The sequence below is a fragment of the Mycobacterium sp. E740 genome, assembly GCF_001672895.1.
Taxonomy (GTDB): domain Bacteria; phylum Actinomycetota; class Actinomycetes; order Mycobacteriales; family Mycobacteriaceae; genus Mycobacterium.
Genome location: NZ_LZKP01000224.1, coordinates 16314 through 39970, shown reverse-complemented (window position 1 = coordinate 39970; position 23657 = coordinate 16314). Strand labels below are relative to the sequence as shown.

Sequence of the window (23657 nt, the reverse complement as noted above, 5' to 3'; positions counted from 1 at the left end):
GGGCGGTGCCGGGCATTCCGGCGTGGCTGCGGTGACTAGGCTTTCGTGTCGTGTCGCAGATCTCCCGAGACGAGGTGGCCCACCTGGCCCGTCTCGCTCGCCTCGCCCTGACCGAAGACGAGCTCGACAGCTATGCCGGGCAGTTGGACGCCATCATCGGCTACGTCAGCCAGATCCAGTCCGTCGACGTCACGGGCGTCGCACCGACCGGAAACCCGCTGACCGACGTCAACATCTTTCGGCCCGACGCCGTCGAGCCGTCGCTGACGCAGGACGAAGCGCTGGAGGAGGCGCCCAAGTCGGCTGAGGGCCGCTTCGCGGTCCCGCGCATCCTCGGGGCAGAGGCATGAGCAGCGACCTGATCCGGATGGACGCGGCCGCGCTCGGACACCAGATCGCGGCCAAGGAGCTGTCGTCGACCGAGGTCACCCGGGCCTTCCTCGACCAGATCGCGGCGACCGACGAGCGCTACCACGCCTTCCTGCACGTCGCCGGCGACCGCGCACTGGAGGCCGCCGCACGCGTCGATGCCGCGGTCGCCGCGGGAGAAGACCTGCCCTCCCCGCTGGCCGGGGTCCCGGTGGCGCTCAAGGACGTGTTCACCACGACCGACATGCCGACGACGTGCGGCTCGAAGATCCTCGAGGGTTGGACCGCGCCGTACGACGCCACCGTCACCGTGCGGTTGCGTGCGGCAGGCCTGCCGATCCTCGGCAAGACGAACCTCGACGAGTTCGCAATGGGCTCGTCCACCGAGAACTCCGCATACGGCCCGACGCGCAACCCGTGGGACGTCGAACGCGTCCCCGGCGGCTCTGGGGGCGGCAGCGCGGCGGCGCTGGCGGCGCTGCAGGCGCCGCTGGCCATCGGCACCGACACCGGCGGTTCGATCCGCACCCCGGCCGCGCTGACCGCGACGGTCGGGGTGAAGCCCACCTACGGCACGGTGTCGCGTTATGGGCTGGTGGCCTGTGCGTCGTCCCTCGACCAGGGCGGACCGTGCGCCCGCACCGTCCTCGACACCGCGCTGCTGCACCAGGTCATGGCCGGCCACGACGCGAAGGACTCCACGTCGGTCGACGCCGCGGTGCCCGATGTCGTCGGCGCGGCCAAGGCCGGCGCGGCCGGTGACTTGAAGGGCGTGCGCGTCGGCGTGGTGCGCCAGTTCGACGGAGAGGGCTATCAGCCCGGCGTGCTCGAGTCGTTCCATGCCGCCGTCGAACAGCTCACCGCGCTGGGCGCCGAGGTCAGCGAGGTGGACTGCCCGCACTTCGACTACGCGCTGTCGGCCTACTACCTGATCCTGCCGTCGGAGGTGTCGAGCAACCTCGCGCGGTTCGATGCCATGCGTTACGGGCTGCGCGTCGGCGATGACGGCACGCACAGCGCCGAAGAGGTCATGGCGATGACGCGGGCAGCCGGATTCGGCCCAGAAGTCAAGCGCCGCATCATGATCGGCACCTACGCGTTGTCGGCGGGCTACTACGACGCGTACTACAACCAGGCGCAGAAGGTCCGCACGCTGATCGCGCGTGACCTCGACGAGGCGTATGAGAAGGTCGACGTGCTGGTTTCGCCGTCGACGCCGTCGACCGCATTCCTGTTGGGGGAGAAGGTCGACGACCCGCTGGCGATGTACCGGTTCGATCTGTGCACGCTGCCGCTGAACATGGCCGGGCACTGCGGCATGTCGGTGCCGTCGGGATTGTCACCTGACGACAACCTGCCGGCCGGCCTGCAGATCATGGCCCCCGCACTCGCCGACGACCGCCTGTATCGCGTCGGTGCGGCGTACGAGGCGGCGCGCGGGCCGCTGCCGACGGCGCTGTAGATCTTCGTCGATCACCCGGGTTGTCATACGCAAACGCCGAGTAGGGGCGCGAACAGCCGTGCGCTCGGGGAGTATGTAGGCATGCGTATCGGAGTGCTGACCGGCGGCGGCGACTGTCCGGGATTGAACGCGGTGATCCGGGCGGTGGTGCGCACCTGCGACGTGCGCTACGGCTCGTCGGTCGTCGGGTTCCAGGACGGTTGGCGTGGGCTGCTGGAGAACCGGCGCATCCAGTTGAAGAACGACGACCGCAATGACCGCCTGCTGGCCAAGGGCGGCACCATGCTCGGCACCGCGCGCGTTCATCCGGAGAAGCTGCGCGCGGGGCTGGACCAGATCAAGCAGACGCTCGACGACAACGGCATCGACGTGCTGATCCCCATCGGCGGCGAGGGCACGCTCACCGCGGCGCACTGGCTCTCGGAGGAGAACGTGCCGGTGGTCGGTGTGCCCAAGACCATCGACAACGACATCGACTGCACCGATGTGACGTTCGGCCATGACACCGCGCTGGGCGTGGCGAGCGAGGCCATCGACCGGTTGCACAGCACGGCCGAGTCGCATCAGCGGGTGATGCTCGTCGAGGTGATGGGCCGCCACGCCGGATGGATCGCGCTGAACGCCGGCCTCGCCTCCGGCGCGCACATGACGCTGATCCCCGAGCAGCCGTTCGACGTCGAAGAGGTGTGCCGACTGATCAAACAGCGCTTCGTGCGCGGCGATTCGCACTTCATCTGCGTGGTGGCCGAAGGCGCCAAGCCCGCGGAAGGGTCGATGCAGTTGCGGCAAGGCGGCATCGACGAGTTCGGCCACGAACGGTTCACCGGCGTCGCGCAGCAGCTCGCGCTCGAGGTGGAGAAGCGGATCAACAAGGAGGTGCGGGTGACCGTGCTCGGCCACGTGCAGCGCGGCGGCACCCCGACGCCTTTCGACCGCGTGCTGGCCACCCGCTTCGGCGTCAACGCCGCCGATGCCGCGCACGCGGGGGAGTACGGGATGATGGTGTCGCTGCGCGGCCAGGACATCGGGCGGGTCTCGTTGGCAGACGCGACCCGGCAGTTGAAGCTCGTGCCGCAGAGCCGCTACGACGACGCCGCGGAGTTCTTCGGCTGAGGGCGCTTACTAAACTCGCTCCCATGACTGCTGCGACCGCCGAATTGATGGACTACGACGACGTCGTCGTGCGCTACGAGCCCGTGCTCGGCCTGGAGGTCCACGTCGAGTTGTCCACCGCCACCAAGATGTTCTGCGGCTGCGCCAACAAGTTCGGCGCCGAACCCAACACCCAGGTGTGTCCGGTCTGTCTGGGTCTGCCCGGGTCGCTGCCGGTGCTCAACGAGAAGGCCGTCGAGTCGGCGATCCGGATCGGGCTCGCGCTGAACTGCGAGATCGTGCCGTGGTGCCGGTTCGCCCGGAAGAACTACTTCTATCCGGACATGCCGAAGAACTACCAGATCTCGCAGTACGACGAGCCGATCGCGATCAACGGTCATCTCGACGTGCCGCTCGACGACGGCTCCACCTGGCGGGTCGAGATCGAGCGTGCGCACATGGAAGAGGACACCGGCAAGCTGACGCATCTCGGCAGCCAGACCGGCCGCATCGAGGGCGCCACGACGTCGCTGATCGATTACAACCGCTCCGGTGTGCCGCTGATCGAGATCGTCACCAAGCCCATCGAGGGCACCGGTGACCGCGCGCCGGAGATCGCCCGCGCCTACGTCACCGCTCTGCGAGACCTGTTGCGCGGCTTGGGCGTATCCGATGTGCGGATGGACCAGGGGTCGATGCGCTGCGATTCGAACGTCTCGCTCAAGCCGATCGGGCAGGCCGAGTTCGGTATCCGCACCGAGACGAAGAACGTCAACTCGCTCAAGAGTGTCGAGGTCGCCGTCCGCTACGAGATGCGCCGCCAGGCAGCGGTTCTCGACGCAGGGGGTCGAGTCACTCAGGAGACCAGACACTTTCACGAGGACGGCTACACCTCGCCGGGGCGCAGCAAGGAAACCGCCGAGGATTACCGCTATTTCCCCGAACCCGACCTCGAACCGGTGGCTCCTGACGCCGAGTGGGTCGAGCGTCTGCGTCAGACGATCCCCGAGCTTCCGTGGTTGCTGCGCAACCGAATCCAGCAAGACTGGGGCATCTCCGACGAGGTGATGCGCGACCTCGTGAACATCGGCGCGATCGACCTGATCGCCGCCACCGTCGAAGCGGGGGCAGCCAGCGACGCTGCCCGGGCTTGGTGGGGAAACTTCCTCGTGCAGAAGGCCAACGAGGCAGGCGTCGAACTCGACGCGCTGCCGATCTCACCCGCTCAGGTGGCCGGGGTGGTCAAGCTCGTCGAGGACGGCAAGCTGTCGAACAAGCTCGCCCGCCAGGTGGTCGAGGGAGTGCTCGCCGGTGAAGGCGAACCCGAACAGGTCATGAAGAACCGTGGGCTCGAAGTGGTGCGCGACGACTCGGCGCTGCAGTCGGCCGTCGACGAGGCGCTGGCCGCCAACCCCGGGATCGTCGAGAAGATCCGCGGCGGCAAGGTGCAGGCGGCGGGCGCGATCGTCGGCGCGGTGATGAAGGCGACCAAGGGCCAGGCTGACGCCGCACGAGTGCGCGAACTGGTGCTGGCGGCCTGCAGCTAGCGTTTGGGGCTTTTCGCCGCCGGTCGGTCAGGTGTTGTCGGCCGGGCTGCGCGGGAAGCCGCCGCCCTGCGGGAACAACGGGAACACGACGTCGTCGAGTTTCTGCGCATCGCCGGCGGTCTTGTTGACCGTGGCGCCCCAGATGTTGCCGTCGGGTGACGTCGCCAGCGCCCACGCGTGCCCGTGCTGATCCTGGCGGACCACCTCGGGATCACCGGTGACCGCGCCGGTTTCGGGAGCGAGTCGCACCGCGACGGTCTGCTTGGTGTTGACGAGGTTGACCAGCACCGCACCCTCGGGCGCCGCGCAGCCCGCCACGCCCGGCCGGTCGGGCCAGGTCCACACCGTCGATGTCTTGGAGTCCTTGGTGATGCGCTGCAACCGATCACCGGACGGGGCGCGGTCGGTGATGTACAGCGACCCGTCCGAGTGGTCGATACACATGCCGCCGGCGGCTCCCAACCCCGACAGTGCGGTCGTCGTCGGCGCCTGGTCCACCGTGGTGGGCTGCTCGATACGCAACACCTTGCCGGCCAACGAACCCGGGTTTGCGGCGTCGGCCGGGTTGCCCGCGTCGCCGGTCTGCACGAGCAGCGTGGTGGGGCTGGTGAAGATCAACGCGCCCGTGTTACCGGTCGCGCCTTTCGGGATGCCGGTCAGGATCGGCTTGGGGATGTCGCCGTCGGCGATGCGGATGACGCGGTTGTCCGTCGGGGTGCTGACGTAGGCGTACATCAGCCGGTCCTGTTGGTAGGTCGGCGACAACACGATGTCCATCAGCCCGCCGTCACCCGAGCCGTCGACGGGCAGGGTGGTCTTGACCTTCGGTTCGGCTCGGACCGACACCTCCTTGACCACACCGGTCGTGCGCTCGGCGACCAGCGCCGACTGGTTGTCGGGCAGCATGATCAGCCCGCTGGTGCTCTCCAGGCAGCCCTGCATGACGCCCGGCGCCGGGCACTCTTTCGGGAACGGCGTCGGAGGCAGCGGCGGCGGGGGCGGCGGTGTGGACGTCGGCCCCGGCCCCCGTTCGGGCTCGGTCGTGAACGGTTGCGACTGCGCGTCGTCGAACCGCGCACACCCGGACCCGACGAGCAACGCCGCGCACAGCACGGCGAGCACACCCCGCATCGGCCGGCGCAGTTTCATGCGAGCCAGGTTACGGATCGTCGAGCCGGACGCGCCATGCACACCACCTGACGTGCCGCGCGAGCTCGTTAAATAAGGCCCGCAAAGCGCCGCGCCAATACCCGGCTACCGGGTGACTAGCACTTACGCTGACTACGTGACCAGTCCTTCCAATGACCCACGCGCCTGGCAGCGGCCCGACGACGCGGCCGGGCGGCCTGTGTCGGCGAGCCTGGTCGACCCCGAAGACGATCTTCCGTCCTCCAACTACGGGGGCGATTTCGAAACCACCGCGATCCCGCACTACGACGCCAACAGCGGCGCGCCGGTCTCGCCGGCGTTCGGGCTGCTCAACGAGCCCGAGCCGCTGCCCTACGTGCAGCCCGACGGACAGCATCCGCTGACCGGCTTCTCGGCCGAGCCGGCCGCGATCGGACCCGACCCGCTCAATCGTGCGGCGGACCGGCGCGGCACGCTCGACCTCGGCATTCTGGTGCTGCGCCTCGCGGTGGGCGCGCTGTTCATCGGACACGGACTGCAGAAGGCCTTCGGCCTGTGGGGCGGTCCCGGGCTCGACGGCTGGCAGGCGGAACTGTCCGACATGGGGTTCCGGTACGCGGGCGTGCTGACCTACGTGGCGGCTGGCGGACAGATCGCCGCCGGCGTGCTGCTGATCTTGGGTCTGTTCACGCCGGTGGCGGCCGCCGGCGCGCTGGCGTACCTGGTGACCGGTGTGCTGGCCGACGCCATGCAGGCCCATGAGGCTGCACAGCTGTCGAACTTCCTCACCGACGGACACGAGTACAAGGTGTTCCTGCTCTGCGCGGTGGCCGCTCTGGTGCTGACCGGCCCCGGCCGGTACGGCTTCGACGCCGGCCGGGGGTGGGCGCGCCGACCGTTCATCGGCTCGTTCGGCGCGCTGGTGCTCGGCGTGGGCGCGGGTGTTGCGATCTGGGTGCTGCTCAACGGCGGCAACCCGTTCGCCTAACTCGGCGCGTACGGATTCGGCACGCGGCCGCCGCTGGCCTCGGTCAGTAGCGGCAACGTCGCGAACGTCACCGCGGGCAGGCGCACGTCTGTGCCGTCCTTGAGCTGGGCGTAAGCCGACGAACCCTTGCCGAACCGCAGGCCGTCGACGTCGGCCCACCTCACCGTTTTGCTGGACAGCAAAGATCGTGCGGTGACCGTCTCGCGATCGGCCACGGTGCGGCAGCGCACGACATAGACGGACAGCCCGATCGGAACGATCAACAGCACTGCCACCCAGGTCAGCCCCGCGAGAACCAGCGACAGCAGCGCCAGCGCCAGAAATGCCACCGCGAAATGCGCCATGGGCGAGATGCGGATGACGACGGGGGCGGATTCGGCGTCGCGGCTCACCCGGCCATCTTCGCACCGGCGCGGTGGTCACCGGCAAATTTGACCTGTGACCTGTGCGGAGGCTACCGTCGACGGTTATGCAGGCCGTGGGGTTGCTCGTAGTAATTGGGAAGCGCGTTGATGCCGCGCTCGCCCGTACTCGGGCATAACCACCGGCACCGACGCGCGACCCTCGTACAGCAGCCCAGCTGACGGGGGTTTTTTCTTGCCCGACCACCGATTTGAGACCCTAGATACGGATCCGGAACAGGATTTAGGAGAACGAACACCGTGAGCGCACCAACAACCCGGCCGCTGGAGCAAGTCGCGGCGACCGTGCCCGACGACGGACATGTCGCCACGCCGGCATCGAAGCCTGCGCCCGCACCGGCGAAACGTGCTGTGCCGCAACAGATGACCGGTGCACAGGCGGTGATCCGGTCGCTCGAGGAACTCGACGTCGACACGATCTTCGGGATTCCCGGCGGCGCCGTCTTGCCGGTCTACGACCCGCTTTTCGACTCGCAGAAGCTGCGTCACGTGCTGGTCCGTCACGAGCAGGGGGCGGGCCACGCCGCCAGCGGCTACGCGCACGCCACCGGCAAGGTCGGCGTGATGATGGCGACGTCGGGGCCCGGAGCCACGAACCTCGTCACGCCGCTGGCCGATGCGCATATGGACTCGATCCCGGTGGTGGCGATCACCGGCCAGGTCGGGCGCGGACTGATCGGCACCGACGCATTCCAGGAAGCCGACATCTCCGGTATCACGATGCCGATCACCAAGCACAACTTCCTGGTGCGCAGCGGCGACGAGATCCCGCAGGCGATCGCCGAGGCTTTCCACATCGCCTCGTCGGGTCGCCCGGGCCCGGTGCTCGTCGACATCCCCAAGGACGTCCTGCAGGGCCAGTGCACCTTCAGCTGGCCGCCCAAGATGGACCTGCCCGGCTACAAGCCGAACACCAAGCCGCACAGCCGCCAGATCCGCGAGGCCGCCAGGCTGATCGGGGCCGCCCGCAAGCCGGTGCTCTACGTCGGCGGCGGCGTGATCCGCGGTGAGGCCAGTGCTGAGCTGCTGGAGCTGGCCGAGCTGACCGGCATTCCCGTCGTCACCACGCTGATGGCGCGCGGAGCGTTTCCCGACAGCCACCCGCTGAACATGGGCATGCCCGGGATGCACGGCACGGTGTCCGCCGTGGCCGCACTGCAGCGCAGCGACCTGTTGATCGCGTTGGGGACCCGCTTCGACGACCGGGTGACCGGCCGGCTGGATTCCTTTGCCCCCGAAGCCAAAGTGATCCACGCCGACATAGACCCTGCCGAGATCGGCAAGAACCGCCACGCCGACGTGCCGATCGTGGGTGATGTCAAGGCGGTGATCGTCGACCTGATCGCTGCGTTGCGCCGCAACGACATCTCGCTGGGGATCGACAACTGGATGGACTACCTGCGCGGTGTGCAGGCGACCTACCCGTTGAGCTACGGGCCGCAGAGCGACGGCAGCCTGTCCCCGGAGTACGTGATCGAGATGCTGGGCAAGATGGCCGGGCCGGAGGCGGTGTACGTCGCGGGCGTCGGCCAGCACCAGATGTGGGCCGCGCAGTTCATCTCCTACGAGAACCCGAAGACGTGGCTCAACTCCGGCGGTCTGGGCACCATGGGCTTCGCCGTACCTGCGGCCATGGGCGCCAAGTTCGGTCGCCCCGAGGCCGAGGTGTGGGCCATCGACGGGGACGGGTGCTTCCAGATGACCAACCAGGAGTTGGCCACCTGCGCCGTGGAGGGTGCGCCGATCAAGGTGGCCCTGATCAACAACGGCAACCTCGGCATGGTCCGGCAGTGGCAGACGCTGTTCTACGACGAGCGGTACAGCCAAACGGATCTGGCCACGCACTCGCGCCGGATCCCTGACTTCGTGAAGCTGGCCGAGGCGCTCGGTTGCGTCGGATTGCGTTGTGAGCGAGCCGAAGACGTCGAGGATGTGATCAGGCAGGCTCGGGAGATCAACGACCGCCCGGTGGTGATCGACTTCATCGTCGGCGCGGACGCCCAGGTGTGGCCGATGGTGGCGGCAGGCACCAGCAATGACGAGATCCAGGCCGCGCGCGGCATCCGGCCGTTGTTCGACGATCCGGAAGAGGGACACGCATGACCGGCACGAATACGCAGACGCTGTCGGTGCTCGTCGAGGACAAACCCGGCGTGCTGGCCCGGGTCGCCTCGCTGTTCTCGCGGCGCGGCTTCAACATCCAGTCGCTGGCGGTCGGTGCCACGGAGCAGAAGAACATGTCGCGGATGACGATCGTCGTCAGCGTGGACGAGGCACCGCTGGAGCAGATCACCAAGCAGCTCAACAAACTCGTGAACGTGATCAAGATCGTCGAGCAGGAAGAAGAGAACTCGGTCTCGCGCGAGCTGGCGTTGATCAAGGTGCGGACCGACGCGTCGACTCGCGGGCAGGTCATCGAGGCGGTGAACCTGTTCCGCGCCAAGGTCGTCGACGTGTCGACGGAGTCGTTGACGATCGAAGCGACCGGCACCCCGGCAAAGCTCGAAGCGCTGCTGCGAGTGCTGGAGCCGTACGGTGTCCGCGAGATCGTGCAGTCCGGAGTGGTGTCACTTTCCCGCGGCCCCCGCGGTATCGGCACCGCCAAGTAAGCCCCGAAATCGGTTGAAAGAGAAGGAAAGTTAACAGTGTCTTCAAGCAGCATCGAGATGTTCTACGACGACGACGCGGACCTGTCGATCATCCAGGGCCGCAAGGTCGGCGTCATCGGCTACGGCAGCCAGGGCCATGCGCACTCGCTGAGTCTGCGTGACTCCGGCGTGCAGGTGAAGGTGGGCCTCAAGGAGGGGTCGAAGTCCCGCGAGAAGGTCACCGAGCAGGGCCTCGAGGTCGACACGCCCGCCGAGGTGGCCAAGTGGGCCGACGTCATCATGCTGCTGGCGCCCGACACCGCGCAGGCCGAGATCTTCGCCAGCGACATCGAACCCAACCTCGAGGACGGCAACGCGCTGTTCTTCGGCCACGGTTTGAACATCCACTTCGACTTGATCAAGCCGCCGGCCGGGGTCACCATCGGCATGGTCGCCCCGAAGGGCCCCGGCCATCTGGTGCGCAGGCAGTTCGTCGACGGCAAGGGCGTGCCCTGCCTGATCGCGATCGACCAGGACCCGACAGGCGAGGGACAGGCGCTGGCGCTGTCGTACGCCAAGGGCATCGGCGGCACCCGCGCCGGCGTCATCAAGACCACCTTCAAGGACGAGACCGAGACCGACCTGTTCGGCGAGCAGGCCGTGTTGTGCGGCGGCACAGAGGAACTCGTCAAGACCGGCTTCGACGTGATGGTGGAGGCCGGGTACGCGCCGGAACTCGCCTACTTCGAGGTGCTGCACGAGCTCAAGCTGATCGTCGACCTGATGTACGAAGGCGGCATCGCGCGGATGAACTACTCGGTGTCCGACACCGCCGAGTTCGGCGGCTACCTGTCCGGTCCGCGGGTCATCGACGCCGACACCAAAGAGCGGATGCGCGGAATCCTCAAGGAGATTCAGGACGGCACCTTCGTCAAGAAGCTCGTCGCCAACGTCGAGGGCGGCAACAAGGAACTCGAGGGTCTGCGCAAGAAGAACGCCGAGCACCCGATCGAGGTGACCGGCAAGAAGCTGCGCGACCTGATGAGCTGGGTCGACCGGCCGATCACCGAGACCGCCTAGCGGTTTGTGGAGCCGCAGCGGTGCTCAGCGCCGCTGACGCTCCCCAAAACGCGGCTTTTCAGGGGCGGCGTTCGTGCCCGGAGTTGCCCTGGGTGCGGCGCCGCTCCTTCATCTCCGACTCGAACACGTGCCGGCGGCCTTGGGCGAGCTCGTCGCGAACTCGGCGTTCGTGGTCGCGGAACACCGACCAGTAGTTGTCGTCGAAGTCCTCGACGATCTGAAAGGTCCAGCGGCCGTAGAGCACGTTGCGACCGACGAGTTCAGACTCCAGGCGTTCGGCGGCCGAGGCGTGCCCGGCGTCGCGCAGCTTGTCGCAGGCTTCGCCCAGCAGGAGGTCGGCCCGACCCATCAGCTGATGAAACGAATACAGTTCACCGCGCGCACGTTCGACCCATTCCAGCGCTTCGGAGACGGCGCCGAGCGCTTCGACCGTGGCGTCGCCGAGACCCTCGGGGCGGCTGTGGCTATCGTTGTCCTGATCGGTCATGAAGGTTGCAGTACCCGCTCCGGGCTGCAAATCCTATCCAGTTGGCGAAATTTTGCATCGGTTGCGCATTGATTCCTCGGCCGATCGAGTCGGGGGATACTCTGACGGGGTCGAGACCCCCAGCCGCAGCCCGATCGACGACGCCGACCAGCCGAGGTACACCGTCCGCGTCGTAGCGGAACGTGTCGGTGTCCCGACGGCGACGCTGCGCAGCTGGAGTCAGCGCTACGGCGTCGGGCCCTCCCGGCACCGTCCGGGCCGCCACCGCCTTTACAGCGAGCACGACATCGCGGTCGTTCGGCATATGCACGAGCTGATCGAGCAGGGCACCAGCGCGCGCAGCGCGGCGCAATTGGCGACCGAGTCGCTCAAGCCGCCGCGCGGCGATGTCGACTCGCTGGTGGCTGCCGCATTCGAACTCGACCTCGTCTCGCTGGGCCGGCTACTCGAGTCGCACCTGCGCCATTTCGGCGTCCTCGACACCTGGGATCTCATTGTGCGCCCGGCCTTTTCGACGATCATGACGGAACAGGACGAGAGCGGCGGTTGCGTCGACGTCGAGCATGCCCTGTCGTGGGCGGTGTCGCGGTCGCTGCAGCGCGCGCCGCTGGCGCCGCTCGCCGGTGCGGCATCGGTCATCCTGGCGTGCACTGCGGGCGAGACGCACGCCCTGCCGCTCGAGGCGCTGCGGGCGGCTCTCGCGGAGCAGGGACAGGGCGCGCTGGCGCTCGGCGCCGACGTCCCGCAATCTGCGTTGGCCGAAGCGGTCTCGCGGGTGGGTTCACCGGTCAAGGTGATGTTGTGGTCGCAGACCGCTGCCACCGCCGACATCGCCGTCGTCCGGGCGCTGGGTGCCGATGCCGAAGTACTGCTCGGCGGCCTCGGCTGGGACGCCGTACCCGACATCGAGCCCGGGGTGCGCGTGACCAGCCTGCGCGAAGCGCTCGACTGCATGTCCGATGTATGACGGGCGCATCGAGTTTGCGTCGGTTAGTCCGCCCAATTCGGGTATGTATAGGGAGTGGCAGCAGTGACGAGCGCGACAACGGATGAATCCGTCGTGTTACTCGACGAGCAAGGCCGGCACATCGGCAGTGCCGCCAAAACCGCCGTCCACCATGCGCAGACGCCGTTGCACCTCGGGTTCTCGTGTTATCTGTTCGACAGGGACGGGCGGGTGCTGCTGACCCGGCGGGCTCTCGGCAAGATGACCTGGCCGGGGGTGTGGTCGAACTCGTTCTGTGGGCATCCAGCGCCGGGGGAGCGGATCGACGATGCGGTGTGCCGCCGTGCTGCGCAGGAGCTGGGTGTGGCGATCGATTCGCTCACCTGCGTGCTCCCGGACTTCCGGTACCGCGCGGTGGCCGCCGACGGCACCGTGGAGAACGAGGTGTGTCCGGTGTTCGTCGCGCGCTGCGACGCACCGATTCGACCCGCCGCCGACGAGGTAATGGACTGGATGTGGGTGTCCTGGGAGCAACTCCGGTCGGCTGCCGAATTGCCCTGGGCCATCAGTCCGTGGGCGGCCGAACAGATACCGCTGCTGAATGAGACCTACCCGGGATGTCGGCCGTGAGGCTATTTCTTCTTCAGTGACCCTGGCTTGTGCACGGCGTCGCGTCCACTCTTGTCACTGCGCACCCGGTACTGCGGATTGTCGGAGTCGGCGCGCACCTTGCGGCCCGCCGCTTCGGTGTCCGAGGTGATCTTCTCCTCGACCGTCCCGGTCACCGTGGTGCCGTGACTCTTCCACTGGACTTTGTCGCCCTTGCTGATGTCCTTGCTCATTTCGGCGGAGTACCCCGAAGCGAATCGATGCGAAACCGATTCACGTTTTGCGCGCAGCCGGTAGAGCCGCTCGGCGTAGGCGAGGTCGTCTCGCCACAGCCGTGTTGCCGCACGCCGCATGAACGGGACGATCAGCGGTGCGCCGCGCAGCGCATGACCGAAACCGGGACGATCGGAGTGCGCGATGACCGCCTCGATCACGGCAGTGCGCGGAGCGCCGTCGCGATCGGCCCCCAGCGGGGTGGCATGCGTTTCGACGACGCTGCCCGCGCCTTCGCCGTCGACGATGCGCATCACGATGGTTCGCGGCTCCGGCGCGGTGAACTCCGCGATGACCGGCACACCGAGCCGCGCGATCCGGAACGTGACTGCGACCAGCAGGCGGTCCGCTTCCTCGGGGAGCTCGTCGTCGGCGGGCGGCGCCGAGAGCACCTCGAGTCGCGTGAACGAATACGGGTGGAACCACGCGCCGTGCCACGGGTCGAGCCGGTTGGCGATCACGTCGCAAGGTTCACACGTGCCGACCAGCCGCGTCACCGCCGACAGCTGCGGCTCGTGCGGCCGCTTCGGCAGTATCGGTGCGGCAGTGGGGGTTTCACCGCCGAGCTCATCCAGGCGGACCCAAGCGAGCACACCGTCGTCGAGTGCCGGATAGGGTCGCCAACTCCAGGTGCGGCCGCCGTCGAAGCGCAGACCGTGCCACGGGCAGATCAACGCACCGCAGTCGACCGTTCCGGTCGACAGGTCCGCGCCCAGGTGCGGGCACGCCGCAGGGCCGACCGCGAGCGCACCGCCGCGGGCGCGCCAAGCGACCAGTTCGATCCCGCCGACCGTGGCACGGATCGGCCGCTTGCCGATGGTGTCGCTGGCAGCGAACACATACCAGTTGCCGCTGGGCCTGCGCTGGGAGCGCCGCAGAGCCGAATGGATCAACGCCGGCTCGGCGTCGTGATAGGTGGGCTGCTGACCCGACCACGCGGTCCGCGGAAGTACCTCGAACGGTGTCGTTTTCGCCAACCGGGCTTTCACGTTCGCGAGCATGTTCATCTGTGCTGTCTTTCCGCCAGGCGCCGCAGCGGCCCGAAGCGGCCGCGGGTCGGCACGGTCTGCAACGCGTGCCCGGTGAGGCCGAACCGCTCGAGCAGCAGATTGGCCGCCGACCATCCGGTCGTCGCGGCGCGTTCCATCAGCGCGACCGGTAGATCGATTCGGATGCCGTCGCCGGCCAGCGCCAAACCCGACTGCGGTGTCCCCACGGTGGGGCGGTGTGCGAAGTCACCTGGTGCGAAGCGCGGGCAGTCCTGCCGGCACAGCACCCGCTCGCCGACGATGTCGGCGGCGCGGGTCTCCGGATAGAGTTCATGCATCCGGGCCGGAAGGCGTTCGCGCACAACCGCCGTGCCGTCGGTCACCGCGTAGGAGTGCAACTCGACTACCGAGCCGCCGGTGCTGTTCGCCCACGCGGCAGCTTCCCGCTCGTATCGTTCCAACACGCTGACATTGTCCAGCGGCGGGCGTCCGCCCGTCCCGAGAAACGCGGCGCGGTCCGGATTGACGGGCCTACTCAGCCACAAGCGCTGCACGACGAACGGTGCGGCGGTGCCCATTGCGGCGATCCGGCGCCGCCAACCGTCGCCACCGAGCGATGGCGAGCCTTCGACGATGCGCTGCAGGCTCGAGACATCGGTCGCGAGCACCACGCCGTCAGCCTCGATGTCGTCACCGTGGTTCGAGCGGACGACGAACCGCGTGCCCGGGTGCACCTCGGTGACCGATACTGAAGTGTGCACCCGCACGCCGAGCGACTCCAGATGGCGGCGTAGCGGATTCCACAGGGCCGTATCGAAGTTGGCGTTCGCGACGTCGAACACCAGTCCTTCGCTGGAGCCGAGGAAGTAAATGTGAAACATCGTCGCCAGTTCTGCTGCCGAGAGTTCGGCGGGTTCGGCGAAGAAACTCCTCGAGAACACTTCGAATGCCAGATGCCGGGCGGCGGCGGGGAAGTTGATCTGCCGCAGGAACGTCTCGGCGTCGAGGTGGTCGAGCCGCTCGTAGGTCGCGGGCACCGCGACCGCCGCCAATGGTGCCGCGGCGCGGGCGTTGAGACGCGCGAGGTCACGCAGCCGAAAGGTGGGGCTGCGCAACGCGAATGCCAGCGCGTTCAACGGCGGCGTCTGCGGCAGTCCGCGGAAGGTGTCGCGCCTGCCGTGCGCGTCGACGAGCGGATAGTCCGACACGGGGCTGAGCATTCCCAGCATGGGATCGATGCGCCGCAACAGGTTCCGCAGGTTGTAGTACTGGCGGAAGAAGGCGTGGAAGCCGCGGTTCATCGCCACGGATGTGCCGTCGTCGAGCGTCTCGCTCCAGCCTCCGACGCGACCGCCCAGGTACGATTCGCGCTCGAGCAGATCGACGCTGACACCGCGTTCGGCCAGTCCGGTGGCCGCCGCCAGACCGGCGATGCCCGCGCCGACGACCACGACGCTCGGCCTGTGCGGCAGCGCTGCCGCGTCGGGAAAGCCGGTCGGCGCTGCGTGGGTCACGCGGCGTGGGTCGGTCACCGGGGCGCCTCGGCGAGGAACGTGTGCACGATGTTGCGCTGCCAGCCCCGCATCGTCTTGCTGTCTACGGCACTGAAACCGTTGCGCTGCAACCGGTTCCGGAACTCGGCGGCTCCGTCGAAGCGGTTCACGCTGCGCCGCAGGTACCGGTACAGCGACGCATCGCCGCTGCGCAGCCGGCCACTCGGAATGATGATCCCGACGCAGACAGCGTTCCACACGGCGGTGGCCAGTCGCGAGTCACGCACCGAGTACTCGTGCACTCCGAGCCTTGCGCCGGGTCGCAGCAGCGAACGGAACTCGCGCAGTTGGCCGTCGGGGTCGGGCAGGTTGCGCACCAGGTACGCGGCGAAGATGCCGTCGAAGGGCCCGTCGACGCCGGCGTGGGCGATGTCCTCGATACGGCTGTGGACGAAACGCACTGTCGAGGGCCATCTCTTGGCGCGCGCCTCGGCGAGCATGCCCGCGGAGCCGTCGACCGCGACGATCTCGGCGTGGGGTGCGACGGACAACAGCGCGGCGGTCGACGCCCCGGTGCCGCACCCCGCATCCAGCAGTCGCAGCCCGCGGCCCCCGTCGGGCAGCCGCATTCGCCGCGCGGAGATCCGCAGGTGGGCGTGGTAACCCGGATTCGAGTCGACCAGCGTGTCGTAGGCGGCCGCGCCTTCGTCGAAGGCGGCCGGAACGTCCGCCGGGTCATCGGAGCTGCCGTCGACGTTGTCCCTCACGACGCGTCCTTTCTCGGCATCCGCTGTCGCTGCCGCTCCCACAGCACCAGCACCGCGGTGACCATCGCCCACCCGAACAGGAAGTCTTCGACCGGTATGTCGAACGGGAACCGGATCCCGCTGGTGTGCTGCTCGTCGTAGATCACGATCGGTGCGCCCAGCTTGGTGAGCCAGCCGTCGACCGGCACCTGGAAGCCGACCACGATCACCATCGAGATCCAGTACGCCGGGCGGCGGAACAGCCCGGTGCGCAGGACGCCCAATTCCAGGACACAGACCGCGATCACGGCCACCACGGCAGGCACCGTGTACCCGAGCCCGCTCACTTCGCGTGCTCCGCGCGGGTCCGCTTGCGTTGCAGCCAAGCCAGTATCGTCTCGACGGCGTTGTACGTCAGCAGGCCACACAGCGGGATGACGACGAAGAACAGGAGTTCCTCCACCGGCATCACGCCCGCCACGTCGAAACCCGTGACATAACGCGGGTTGTATGTCCAGATGTCCGTGGCGATCGCAATCGCGTCCCACAGCACGAAGACTGCCGCGACGGGCAGCAGCGCAGCTGCGGCGCGGCGCGGCTGCCGATACACGCCTGCGCCGAGCAGCTCCAGCGGCGCGGTGATCGCCAGGCAGGCCGCCAGCACGAACAGGTACTGCCAGTGCTCCATCCTCACACCTTGCCGTCCCGACGCCGCGCGCTCCATGCTTTGACCAGCCCGGTGCCGCCGACCCGGAGACGGCGACCGATCCCGACGCTCGCACGCTGGGTGAACACCGCGAAGTCGATCTCCTCGATGCGGTCGAGGATCTCGGAGTACAACGTCAGGGCAGCCGACACGCACGGCCGCGACCGCGGCCGCAGCTGAGCGATGCCGCGCCGCGCGTAGTCGTACACCCGCCGGTTGATCGCGTGCTGCTCGACCAGCGCGCGCCGCACCTTGGCGTCCGTGCGCTGGTTCTCGTGGCACCACATCAACACGTCGCGGTCCACCTCGTGTGCGGCCAGCTCGTCGGCGGGCAGGTACACCCGGCCACGTTCGAGGTCCTCGTCGATGTCACGCAGGAAGTTGGTGAGCTGGAAGGCTTTTCCGAGCGCGGCCGCGTAGGGCGCGGCTTCCTCACGCGGGCCGACGGTGCCGAGCACGGGTAACAGCTGCAGGCCGATGACCTCCGCGGAGCCGTACATGTAGCGGTCGAGCGCCGCCCGGTCGGGGTAGTCGGTGACGGAAAGGTCCATGCGCATGGAACTGAGGAAGTCGTCGAACAGCTCCCAGGGAATGCCGTACCGGCGCGCGCAGTCGACGACCGCGGCCAGTGCCGGGTCCCCGTCGTCGCAGCCGCCCGGAGCCAACCGGTTGAAAAGCTCTGTGGCGAGCCGCTGTAATTGATCGGCGCGTTCGCTCATGCTGATGACCGGATCGAAGTCGTCGAGGATGTCGTCGGCGCGGCGGGCGAAGCCGTACAGCGCATGGACGGCCGGACGCTGTTCGGGTGCGAGCAGACGGGTGGCGAGGAAGAACGTGCGGCCGTGCTCGGCGTTGATCGTCCGGCATCGGCGGTAGGCCTTGCGCAGCGCCGGATCGCGTACACCCGCCGCGTCGAGTTCGGAACCGATCATGCTTGCACCACCTGGTTGCGGGCCCGCCGGATGGGCAGGCCGGTGATTCGGTCGGCGGCCAGCCGGCCGGACAGCATCGCGGTGGGCACGCCGACACCCGGAACCGTCGACGACCCGGCCAGCACCACGTTGGCGACACCACGCACGGTGTTGGCGGGCCGGAAGGGGCCGGTTTGGGCGAACGTGTGCGCCAGTGCGAACGGTGTGCCGGCCGTCATGCCCTGGCGCGCCCAGTCCAGCGGATCGACCACGTGCAGCACCTCCGCGTCGGCTCCCAACTGTGGTAACCGCGCAGTTACGGTGTCCATCATCTGGCTGACGTAGCGGTCCCGGGTCGATGCCCAATCGACTTGTCCTACTTTCAAATTCGGTGCAGGCGCGAGGACGTAGAGCAGGTCGCGGCCGGCGGGCGCCAGCGAGGGGTCGCCGGCGGTGGGCCGGGTCACCAACAACGACGGGTCCGACATCACCCGGCCGTCGTCGATGATGTCGGTGAACGTCTGCTCCCATTCGTCGCCGAAAACGATGGTGTGATGGGCGATCTCCGGGCCGACCGCGCGACAGCCGACGTGGGCGACGACCGCGGACGGCGCAGGCCGCAGCGGCAGCGCGCGCCGCGGTGTGCGGCCGAGCAGGCGGTAGGTGTCGGGCAGCTCGGTGGTCAGCACGACCGCATCGGCGGGTATCCGGTCACCGGCGGCGGTGCGCACCGCCACCACCCGGTCGCCCGTCCGCTCCAGCGCGGAGACCGCGGAGCCGTAACGGAACTCGACACCCGCGTCGGATGCGGCCGCGGCCAGCGCGTCGGGAAGCGCGCGGACTCCGCCGCGCGGGAAGTAGACGCCACCGATGGTGTCCATGTAGGCGATCACGGCGTACACGGCCAGCGCGCGGTGGGGTGGCACGCCCGCGTACAGGGCCTGGAACGTGAACACCCGCTGTAGTCGTTCGTCGCGCAGATAGCGGCGAATCATCTTGTCCCACCGGCGGAATCCGCCGATCGCGGCCAACCGGGCCAGCTGCGGAGTGAGCAGCGAGAGTGGCGAGTCGAAGTTCGCCGCGATGAAGCCGTCGAACTCGACCTGGTACAGCTTGGTGAGCCAGTCACGCATGCGGACATAGCCGTCGGCTTCTCGCGGGCCGGCGAACCGCTCGACCTCAGCCGTCATCACGTCTCGGTCGCTGTGCACCTGCAGCGCACTGCCGTCGGCGAACGACGCGCGATAGGCGGGCTCGACGCTGATGAGCTCAAGCCGGTCGGAGAGGGACTCACCGACCGCGGCGAATGCGTCGTCGATGATGTCGGGCATCGTCAGCACGGTCGGCCCGGTGTCGAGCCGGTACCCGTCGATGTCCATCCGGCCGACACGTCCCCCCGGATACTGACCGCGTTCGACGACCGTCACCGCGCGGTCGCGCCCGGCCAGTTGCAGGGCCGCCGAAAGGCCGGCCAACCCGGCACCGACCACTACCACGTGATCGGTGCTTCCCCCGACGGTGCGCATCACGCGGCCCGTTCGGTGCAGGCCGCGGCCATGTCGGTCAGGGCGGTACGGATCATCGGGTCCACCTGCCTCGCTTCGATCAGGTCCAGCGCGCGGTTCAGGCGCGAATCGATGAGCTGCTCAATCCATTCCACTGCGCCGGTGGCCACGATCAGCTTGCGCCACCGCCGGACGTCACCGTCGGAGAGATCGGAGGTGCTCATCAACTGGGTGAGGTCCCGACGGACGGTCGTGTCCGCGAGCCGGTACGCCGCGACCACGACGCTTGTCGCTTTGTGCTCGAAAAGGTCGCTGCCCGCCGGTTTGCCGGTGATCTCGGGCGAGCCGAAGATCCCCAGGACGTCGTCACGCAACTGGAAAGCCTCACCGACGGCTTCGCCGTAGCCGCCGAGCAGCTCCAGGACTCCGGAAGTGCATCCGGCCATCGCGGCGCCGATCTCGAGTGGTCTGCGCACGGTGTAGTTGCCCGATTTGCGACGCAGAACGTCGAGAACCTGCTCCCACTCGGGGAATTCGGCGGCGTCGTTGACGAGGTCGGCGAACTGCCCGACGGCGAGTTCGGTGCGCATCGCGTCGTAGCGGGGCCATGCGCGAGACAGCGCCGTTTCGCCGAGTCCGCTCTCGCGCAGCATCTGCTGGGACCACACCAGGCACAGGTCGCCGAGCAGGACCGCGGCCGCCTCGCCGAATCGCTCGGGGGAACCCGACATCGCTCGCTGCCGGTGCCATCGGGCGAAGCTGACGTGGGCTGCGGGGCGTCCGCGCCGCAGTGCCGATCCGTCCATCACGTCGTCCTGCAGGAGCGCGAACGCGTGGAGCAATTCGAAGCTCGCGGCGGCCCGCAGCGCTGCCGAATCGTCCTGCGCCCCGCACAACCAGCCCAGGTACATGAAGGTCGAGCGCACGCACTTGCCGCTGTCGACGAAGCCCTGCAGTACGTCGATCGCGATATCCACGCCTGCCGCGCCGAGGTCGTCGGCGCACCGCGTGGTGACGAAGTCGGCCAGCGACCGCAACACCGCACGCCGCACAGCGGCGCGCCACACCGGAAAGGCCGTGTTCAACAGCCCCTTTTCCGGAGCAACGGCGGGCGTCATCGCCAGCAGAGGGGCGTGCGCGTGTCCGTTGATACCGCTCAAGCAGCATCCCCTTCACTCGATGTGACGACAAGTACCCCGATGCGCGGCACTCAATCGCGGGTACCCGCTTTCGCCGCATTTGATGCATCGAGTTTGCATCGATTGATCATAGCGCGAAAGCGGGGGGATTCTCTTGATACCGAACTCGCGCCGCAGCACCGTGCGGGCGGCGAAGTAGCCGGCCATTCCATGCACTCCGCCGCCCGGCGGAGTGGCCGACGAGCACAGGTACACGCCGTGCAGCGGCGTGCTCCACGGGTTGAGGCGTGGTGTCGGGCCGGCGAGCGCGTGCATCAATGTGTTGCCGCCGACCCCGATGTCCCCGCCGACGAGGTTGGCGTTGTGGTCGGCCAGCCGCGCGGCCGGCGTCGACCGGACCGCCACCACGATGTCGCGGAACCCGGGCGCGAAGCGTTCGAAGATATCGGTGACCCGTTCGGCCTGGTCGACCGTCGATCCCGACGGCACGTGCGCGTACGTCCACAGCGGGCGGCGGCCCTGCGCATCGACGCGGCTCGGATCGGCGAGGTGTGGCAGCGCCGCGAGCACCATCGGCCACTGCGGGTGCCGGCCCGCGACGATCTCGCGCTCGGCGTGTGCCATCTGCTCCCGGGTGCCGCCCATGTGCAGGGTCGGGGCGCGCCGGAGCCGCTCGTCGGTGAACGGCACCTCCTCGGACAGCACGAAGTCGACCTTCGCCACACCTGGGCCGAATCGGTACCGCCGCAAAGCGTTTGCGTACCGGCGCGGCAGTCTGTCACCGTAGATGCCCAGCAGCGCGGTGGGTGCCGTGTCGAAAAGCGCTACGCCGGTAGGTGGTTCGGTGACCTCGTGGTCGGCGGTCAGCGTACCGCCATGAGCGCGGAGGTCGTCGATCAATGCGTCGGCGATGGCCTGACTGCCGCCCACCGGGATGGGCCAGCCGACCGTGTGCGCGAGCGTACCCAGCATCAGCCCACCGCCGGCCGACACCAGCGACGGCATCGGTGAGATCACGTGAGCGGCAACGCCGCTGAACAAGGCGCGCGCATCGGCTCCCGTCAGCGCCCGCCACGCCGGCGTGCCCTGCTCGATGAGTCGGCGTCCCACTTGTACCGCGGCGAGCGGATTCGTCGGGATCGAACGCTTGTCGCCGAGAAGGATGTCGAGTACCGCGTCGTCGTGGTCGACCATCGGCCCGAAGAGCCTGCGCCACGACCGGCCGCACTCGAGCTCCGCGACGGTCCGGTCGAGGTCGTGGTACCCGACCGCCGAGCGTGCCCCCGGCAGTGGATTGGCGTAGGACACCTCGGGCACTTTTAGGGTCACGCCGCGGGCGGGCAGGTCGAACTCGGCGAGGAACGGGGATGCCAGCGCGAGCGGATGTACCGCAGAACAGATGTCGTGCGATACGCCGGGAAACTCGGGGTCGGGCAGCGTGCGCGCGCCGCCGCCGAAGGTCGGTTGCGCCTCGAGCACCTGCACCGACAAGCCGGCGCGCGCGCAGATGACCGCGGCGGCCAAACCGTTGGGTCCACTACCGACGACGGTGACATCCACCGGACAATTCAAGCCCATTAGGCTGACCGCGTGAGCCTGCCCGTTGTACTCATCGCCGACAAATTGGCTGAATCGACGGTCGCCGCCCTCGGCGACCAGGTGGAAGTCCGCTGGGTCGACGGCCCGGACCGGCCGAAGCTGCTGGCCGCGGTGCCCGAAGCCGACGCGCTGCTGGTGCGCTCCGCGACGACCGTGGATGCCGAGGTGCTGGCCGCGGCGCCCAAGCTCAAGATCGTCGCCCGCGCCGGCGTCGGCCTCGACAACGTCGACGTGGAGGCCGCCACCGCCCGTGGGGTGCTCGTGGTCAACGCGCCGACCTCGAACATCCACAGCGCGGCCGAGCACGCGCTAGCCCTGCTGCTGGCCGCCGCGCGCGAGATTCCCGCCGCCGACGCCTCACTGCGCGAGCACACCTGGAAGCGCTCGTCGTTCTCCGGCACCGAGATCTACGGCAAGACGGTCGGCGTCGTCGGCCTGGGCCGCATCGGTCAGCTGGTCGCCCAGCGGCTGGCGGCGTTCGGCGCCCACATCGTGGCCTACGACCCGTACGTCTCGGCCGCCCGCGCCGCTCAGCTCGGTATCGAGCTGCTGAGCCTCGACGAGCTGTTGGGCCGCGCCGACTTCATCTCGGTGCACCTGCCCAAGACACCCGAGACGGCAGGCCTGATCGACAAGGATGCGTTGGCGAAGACCAAGCCGGGCGTGATCATCGTCAACGCCGCGCGCGGTGGCCTGATCGACGAAAGCGCGCTCGCCGACGCGGTGCGTTCCGGGCACGTGCGCGCGGCGGGCATCGACGTGTTCGCCAAGGAGCCGGTCACCGAGAGCCCGCTGTTCGATCTGCCGCAGGTCGTCGTGACCCCGCACCTCGGGGCGTCGACTGCCGAGGCGCAGGACCGGGCGGGCACCGACGTCGCGGCGAGCGTGAAGCTCGCGCTGGCGGGGGAGTTCGTACCCGACGCGGTCAACGTCGGCGGCGGCGTCGTCGGCGAAGAGGTCGCGCCGTGGCTGGACCTGGTGCGCAAGCTCGGCCTGCTGGTCGGCGTGCTGTGCAACGAGCTGCCGGTGTCGCTGTCGGTCCAGGTGCGCGGCGAGCTGGCCGCCGAAGACGTCGAGGTGCTCAAGCTGTCGGCACTGCGCGGGTTGTTCTCGGCCGTCATCGAGGATCCGGTGACATTCGTCAACGCGCCCGCGCTCGCCGCCGAACGGGGCGTGCAGGCCGACATCAGCACTGCTACCGAAAGTCCCAACCACCGCAGCATGGTCGACGTACGGGCGGTCTACGCCGACGGTTCGACCGCCAACGTGGCGGGCACGCTGACCGGTCCGCAACTGGTCGAGAAGATCGTGCAGATCAACGAGCGCAACTTCGACCTGCGCGCCGAAGGTGTGTACCTGATCGTCAACTATCTCGACCAGCCGGGCACGCTCGGCAAGATCGGCACCCTGCTGGGCAGCGCGGAGATCAACATCCACGCCGCCCAGCTGAGCGAGGACGCCGAGGGTCCGGGTGCGACGATCCTGCTGCGGATCGACCGCGACGTACCCGACGACGTGCGCTCGTCGATCGCCGAGCAAGTCGGTGCGAACTTGCTGAAAGTGGTTGACCTGTCGTGA

22 protein-coding genes and 2 pseudogenes are annotated in these 23657 nt (G+C 68.4%); 11 read left to right on the top strand and 13 right to left on the bottom strand.

Annotated features, from left to right (window positions below; genetic code table 11):
* Positions 1-50 precede the first annotated feature (50 nt).
* The 4 genes from gatC to gatB all read left to right on the top strand — a co-directional run bounded on the left by gatC (position 51) and on the right by gatB (position 4470).
* Entirely contained in the window at positions 51-350 is a 300-nt protein-coding gene (gene gatC / locus A5663_RS21920; protein WP_068153826.1) for an Asp-tRNA(Asn)/Glu-tRNA(Gln) amidotransferase subunit GatC, read from the top strand.
* Complete coding sequence (gatA, locus tag A5663_RS21915) at positions 347-1831, top strand: Asp-tRNA(Asn)/Glu-tRNA(Gln) amidotransferase subunit GatA (protein WP_068153825.1); 1485 nt, start codon at positions 347-349, stop codon at positions 1829-1831. The genes gatC and gatA overlap by 4 nt, the downstream gene beginning before the upstream one ends.
* A gap of 81 nt (positions 1832-1912) precedes the next feature.
* Positions 1913-2944, top strand: a complete 1032-nt coding sequence (locus A5663_RS21910) for an ATP-dependent 6-phosphofructokinase (protein ID WP_068153824.1) — start codon at positions 1913-1915, stop codon at positions 2942-2944.
* 23 nt (positions 2945-2967) lie between these two features.
* Positions 2968-4470, top strand: coding sequence for an Asp-tRNA(Asn)/Glu-tRNA(Gln) amidotransferase subunit GatB (gene gatB, locus A5663_RS21905; RefSeq protein ID WP_068153823.1), 1503 nt, complete (start codon positions 2968-2970; stop codon positions 4468-4470).
* A 27-nt stretch (positions 4471-4497) separates the two neighbouring features.
* Here gatB and A5663_RS21900 read toward each other — a convergent pair whose 3' ends face one another.
* Positions 4498-5619, bottom strand: a complete 1122-nt coding sequence (locus tag A5663_RS21900) for a sorbosone dehydrogenase family protein (RefSeq protein ID WP_068153822.1) — start codon at positions 5617-5619, stop codon at positions 4498-4500.
* Between the two features lie 136 nt (positions 5620-5755).
* Here A5663_RS21900 and A5663_RS21895 point away from each other — a divergent pair, with 136 nt between their 5' ends.
* Positions 5756-6586: a DoxX family protein gene (locus tag A5663_RS21895; protein ID WP_068153821.1), complete on the top strand. Its 831-nt coding sequence runs from the start codon at positions 5756-5758 to the stop codon at positions 6584-6586.
* On the opposite strand, the gene A5663_RS21890 is transcribed toward A5663_RS21895, so the two are convergent.
* Positions 6583-6930, bottom strand: a complete 348-nt coding sequence (locus tag A5663_RS21890; protein ID WP_068153854.1) for a PH domain-containing protein — start codon at positions 6928-6930, stop codon at positions 6583-6585. The two genes, A5663_RS21895 and A5663_RS21890, sit on opposite strands and share 4 nt — an antisense overlap.
* 318 nt (positions 6931-7248) lie before the next feature.
* On the opposite strand from A5663_RS21890, the gene A5663_RS21885 reads away from it, so the two are divergent.
* The 3 genes from A5663_RS21885 to ilvC are packed head-to-tail and all read left to right on the top strand — an operon-like array spanning position 7249 to position 10676.
* The gene (locus A5663_RS21885; protein WP_068153820.1) at positions 7249-9111 is read left to right on the top strand and encodes an acetolactate synthase large subunit; all 1863 of its coding nucleotides are present in this window, start codon (positions 7249-7251) and stop codon (positions 9109-9111) included.
* Complete coding sequence (ilvN, locus tag A5663_RS21880) at positions 9108-9617, top strand: acetolactate synthase small subunit (protein ID WP_068153819.1); 510 nt, start codon at positions 9108-9110, stop codon at positions 9615-9617. Before A5663_RS21885 ends, ilvN begins: the two co-directional genes overlap by 4 nt.
* 57 nt (positions 9618-9674) lie before the next feature.
* Positions 9675-10676, top strand: coding sequence for a ketol-acid reductoisomerase (ilvC, locus tag A5663_RS21875; RefSeq protein ID WP_068153853.1), 1002 nt, complete (start codon positions 9675-9677; stop codon positions 10674-10676).
* Between the two features lie 58 nt (positions 10677-10734).
* On the opposite strand, the gene A5663_RS21870 is transcribed toward ilvC, so the two are convergent.
* A complete protein-coding gene (locus A5663_RS21870) occupies positions 10735-11163 on the bottom strand; it encodes a hypothetical protein (RefSeq protein ID WP_068153818.1) in 429 nt (142 codons plus the stop codon).
* A 61-nt stretch (positions 11164-11224) separates the two neighbouring features.
* Here A5663_RS21870 and A5663_RS21865 point away from each other — a divergent pair, with 61 nt between their 5' ends.
* A complete protein-coding gene (locus tag A5663_RS21865; RefSeq protein WP_231976870.1) occupies positions 11225-12130 on the top strand; it encodes a MerR family transcriptional regulator in 906 nt (301 codons plus the stop codon).
* 63 nt (positions 12131-12193) lie between these two features.
* A complete protein-coding gene (idi, locus tag A5663_RS21860) occupies positions 12194-12739 on the top strand; it encodes an isopentenyl-diphosphate Delta-isomerase (RefSeq protein ID WP_068153851.1) in 546 nt (181 codons plus the stop codon).
* Between the two features lie 2 nt (positions 12740-12741).
* On the opposite strand, the gene A5663_RS23440 is transcribed toward idi, so the two are convergent.
* From A5663_RS23440 to A5663_RS21815, 10 genes and pseudogenes are all read right to left on the bottom strand, one after another.
* Complete coding sequence (locus tag A5663_RS23440; protein WP_197503539.1) at positions 12742-12951, bottom strand: DUF2945 domain-containing protein; 210 nt, start codon at positions 12949-12951, stop codon at positions 12742-12744.
* Between the two features lie 42 nt (positions 12952-12993).
* A pseudogene (locus A5663_RS21855) lies at positions 12994-13998 on the bottom strand (DUF5914 domain-containing protein); the annotation flags it as partial.
* Positions 13995-15512 (bottom strand): FAD-dependent oxidoreductase, encoded by a 1518-nt coding sequence (locus A5663_RS21850; RefSeq protein WP_068153817.1) that lies wholly within the window; start codon positions 15510-15512, stop codon positions 13995-13997. The pseudogene A5663_RS21855 and the gene A5663_RS21850, both read right to left, overlap by 4 nt.
* The gene (locus A5663_RS21845) at positions 15509-16240 is read right to left on the bottom strand and encodes a class I SAM-dependent methyltransferase (protein ID WP_068153816.1); all 732 of its coding nucleotides are present in this window, start codon (positions 16238-16240) and stop codon (positions 15509-15511) included. Before A5663_RS21845 ends, A5663_RS21850 begins: the two co-directional genes overlap by 4 nt.
* Positions 16237-16566 (bottom strand): lycopene cyclase domain-containing protein, encoded by a 330-nt coding sequence (locus A5663_RS21840; RefSeq protein ID WP_068153815.1) that lies wholly within the window; start codon positions 16564-16566, stop codon positions 16237-16239. The genes A5663_RS21845 and A5663_RS21840 overlap by 4 nt, the downstream gene beginning before the upstream one ends.
* Positions 16563-16907, bottom strand: coding sequence for a lycopene cyclase domain-containing protein (locus tag A5663_RS21835; RefSeq protein WP_068153814.1), 345 nt, complete (start codon positions 16905-16907; stop codon positions 16563-16565). Before A5663_RS21835 ends, A5663_RS21840 begins: the two co-directional genes overlap by 4 nt.
* Positions 16908-16909: 2 nt before the next feature.
* Positions 16910-17857 (bottom strand): phytoene/squalene synthase family protein, encoded by a 948-nt coding sequence (locus A5663_RS21830; RefSeq protein WP_068153813.1) that lies wholly within the window; start codon positions 17855-17857, stop codon positions 16910-16912.
* Positions 17854-19362, bottom strand: a complete 1509-nt coding sequence (gene crtI, locus A5663_RS21825) for a phytoene desaturase family protein (protein WP_068153812.1) — start codon at positions 19360-19362, stop codon at positions 17854-17856. The genes A5663_RS21830 and crtI overlap by 4 nt, the downstream gene beginning before the upstream one ends.
* Positions 19362-20501 (bottom strand): polyprenyl synthetase family protein, encoded by a 1140-nt coding sequence (locus A5663_RS21820; protein ID WP_369816688.1) that lies wholly within the window; start codon positions 20499-20501, stop codon positions 19362-19364. The genes crtI and A5663_RS21820 overlap by 1 nt, the downstream gene beginning before the upstream one ends.
* 135 nt (positions 20502-20636) lie before the next feature.
* A pseudogene (locus tag A5663_RS21815) lies at positions 20637-22040 on the bottom strand (phytoene desaturase family protein); the annotation flags it as partial.
* 30 nt (positions 22041-22070) lie between these two features.
* Here A5663_RS21815 and serA point away from each other — a divergent pair.
* On the top strand, positions 22071-23657 hold the full coding sequence (gene serA / locus A5663_RS21810; RefSeq protein ID WP_068153811.1) for a phosphoglycerate dehydrogenase: 1587 nt from the start codon (positions 22071-22073) through the stop codon (positions 23655-23657).

Coding starts and splice junctions, on each gene's coding strand:
- gatA (WP_068153825.1), top strand. CDS start 347: ATGAGCAGCGACCTGATCCGGATGGACGCGGCCGCGCTCGGACACCAG.
- A5663_RS21910 (WP_068153824.1), top strand. CDS start 1,913: ATGCGTATCGGAGTGCTGACCGGCGGCGGCGACTGTCCGGGATTGAAC.
- gatB (WP_068153823.1), top strand. CDS start 2,968: ATGACTGCTGCGACCGCCGAATTGATGGACTACGACGACGTCGTCGTG.
- A5663_RS21900 (WP_068153822.1), bottom strand. CDS start 5,619: ATGAAACTGCGCCGGCCGATGCGGGGTGTGCTCGCCGTGCTGTGCGCG.
- A5663_RS21890 (WP_068153854.1), bottom strand. CDS start 6,930: ATGGCGCATTTCGCGGTGGCATTTCTGGCGCTGGCGCTGCTGTCGCTG.
- ilvN (WP_068153819.1), top strand. CDS start 9,108: ATGACCGGCACGAATACGCAGACGCTGTCGGTGCTCGTCGAGGACAAA.
- ilvC (WP_068153853.1), top strand. CDS start 9,675: ATGTTCTACGACGACGACGCGGACCTGTCGATCATCCAGGGCCGCAAG.
- A5663_RS21870 (WP_068153818.1), bottom strand. CDS start 11,163: ATGACCGATCAGGACAACGATAGCCACAGCCGCCCCGAGGGTCTCGGC.
- A5663_RS23440 (WP_197503539.1), bottom strand. CDS start 12,951: ATGAGCAAGGACATCAGCAAGGGCGACAAAGTCCAGTGGAAGAGTCAC.
- A5663_RS21835 (WP_068153814.1), bottom strand. CDS start 16,907: ATGGAGCACTGGCAGTACCTGTTCGTGCTGGCGGCCTGCCTGGCGATC.
- A5663_RS21830 (WP_068153813.1), bottom strand. CDS start 17,857: ATGATCGGTTCCGAACTCGACGCGGCGGGTGTACGCGATCCGGCGCTG.
- crtI (WP_068153812.1), bottom strand. CDS start 19,362: ATGCGCACCGTCGGGGGAAGCACCGATCACGTGGTAGTGGTCGGTGCC.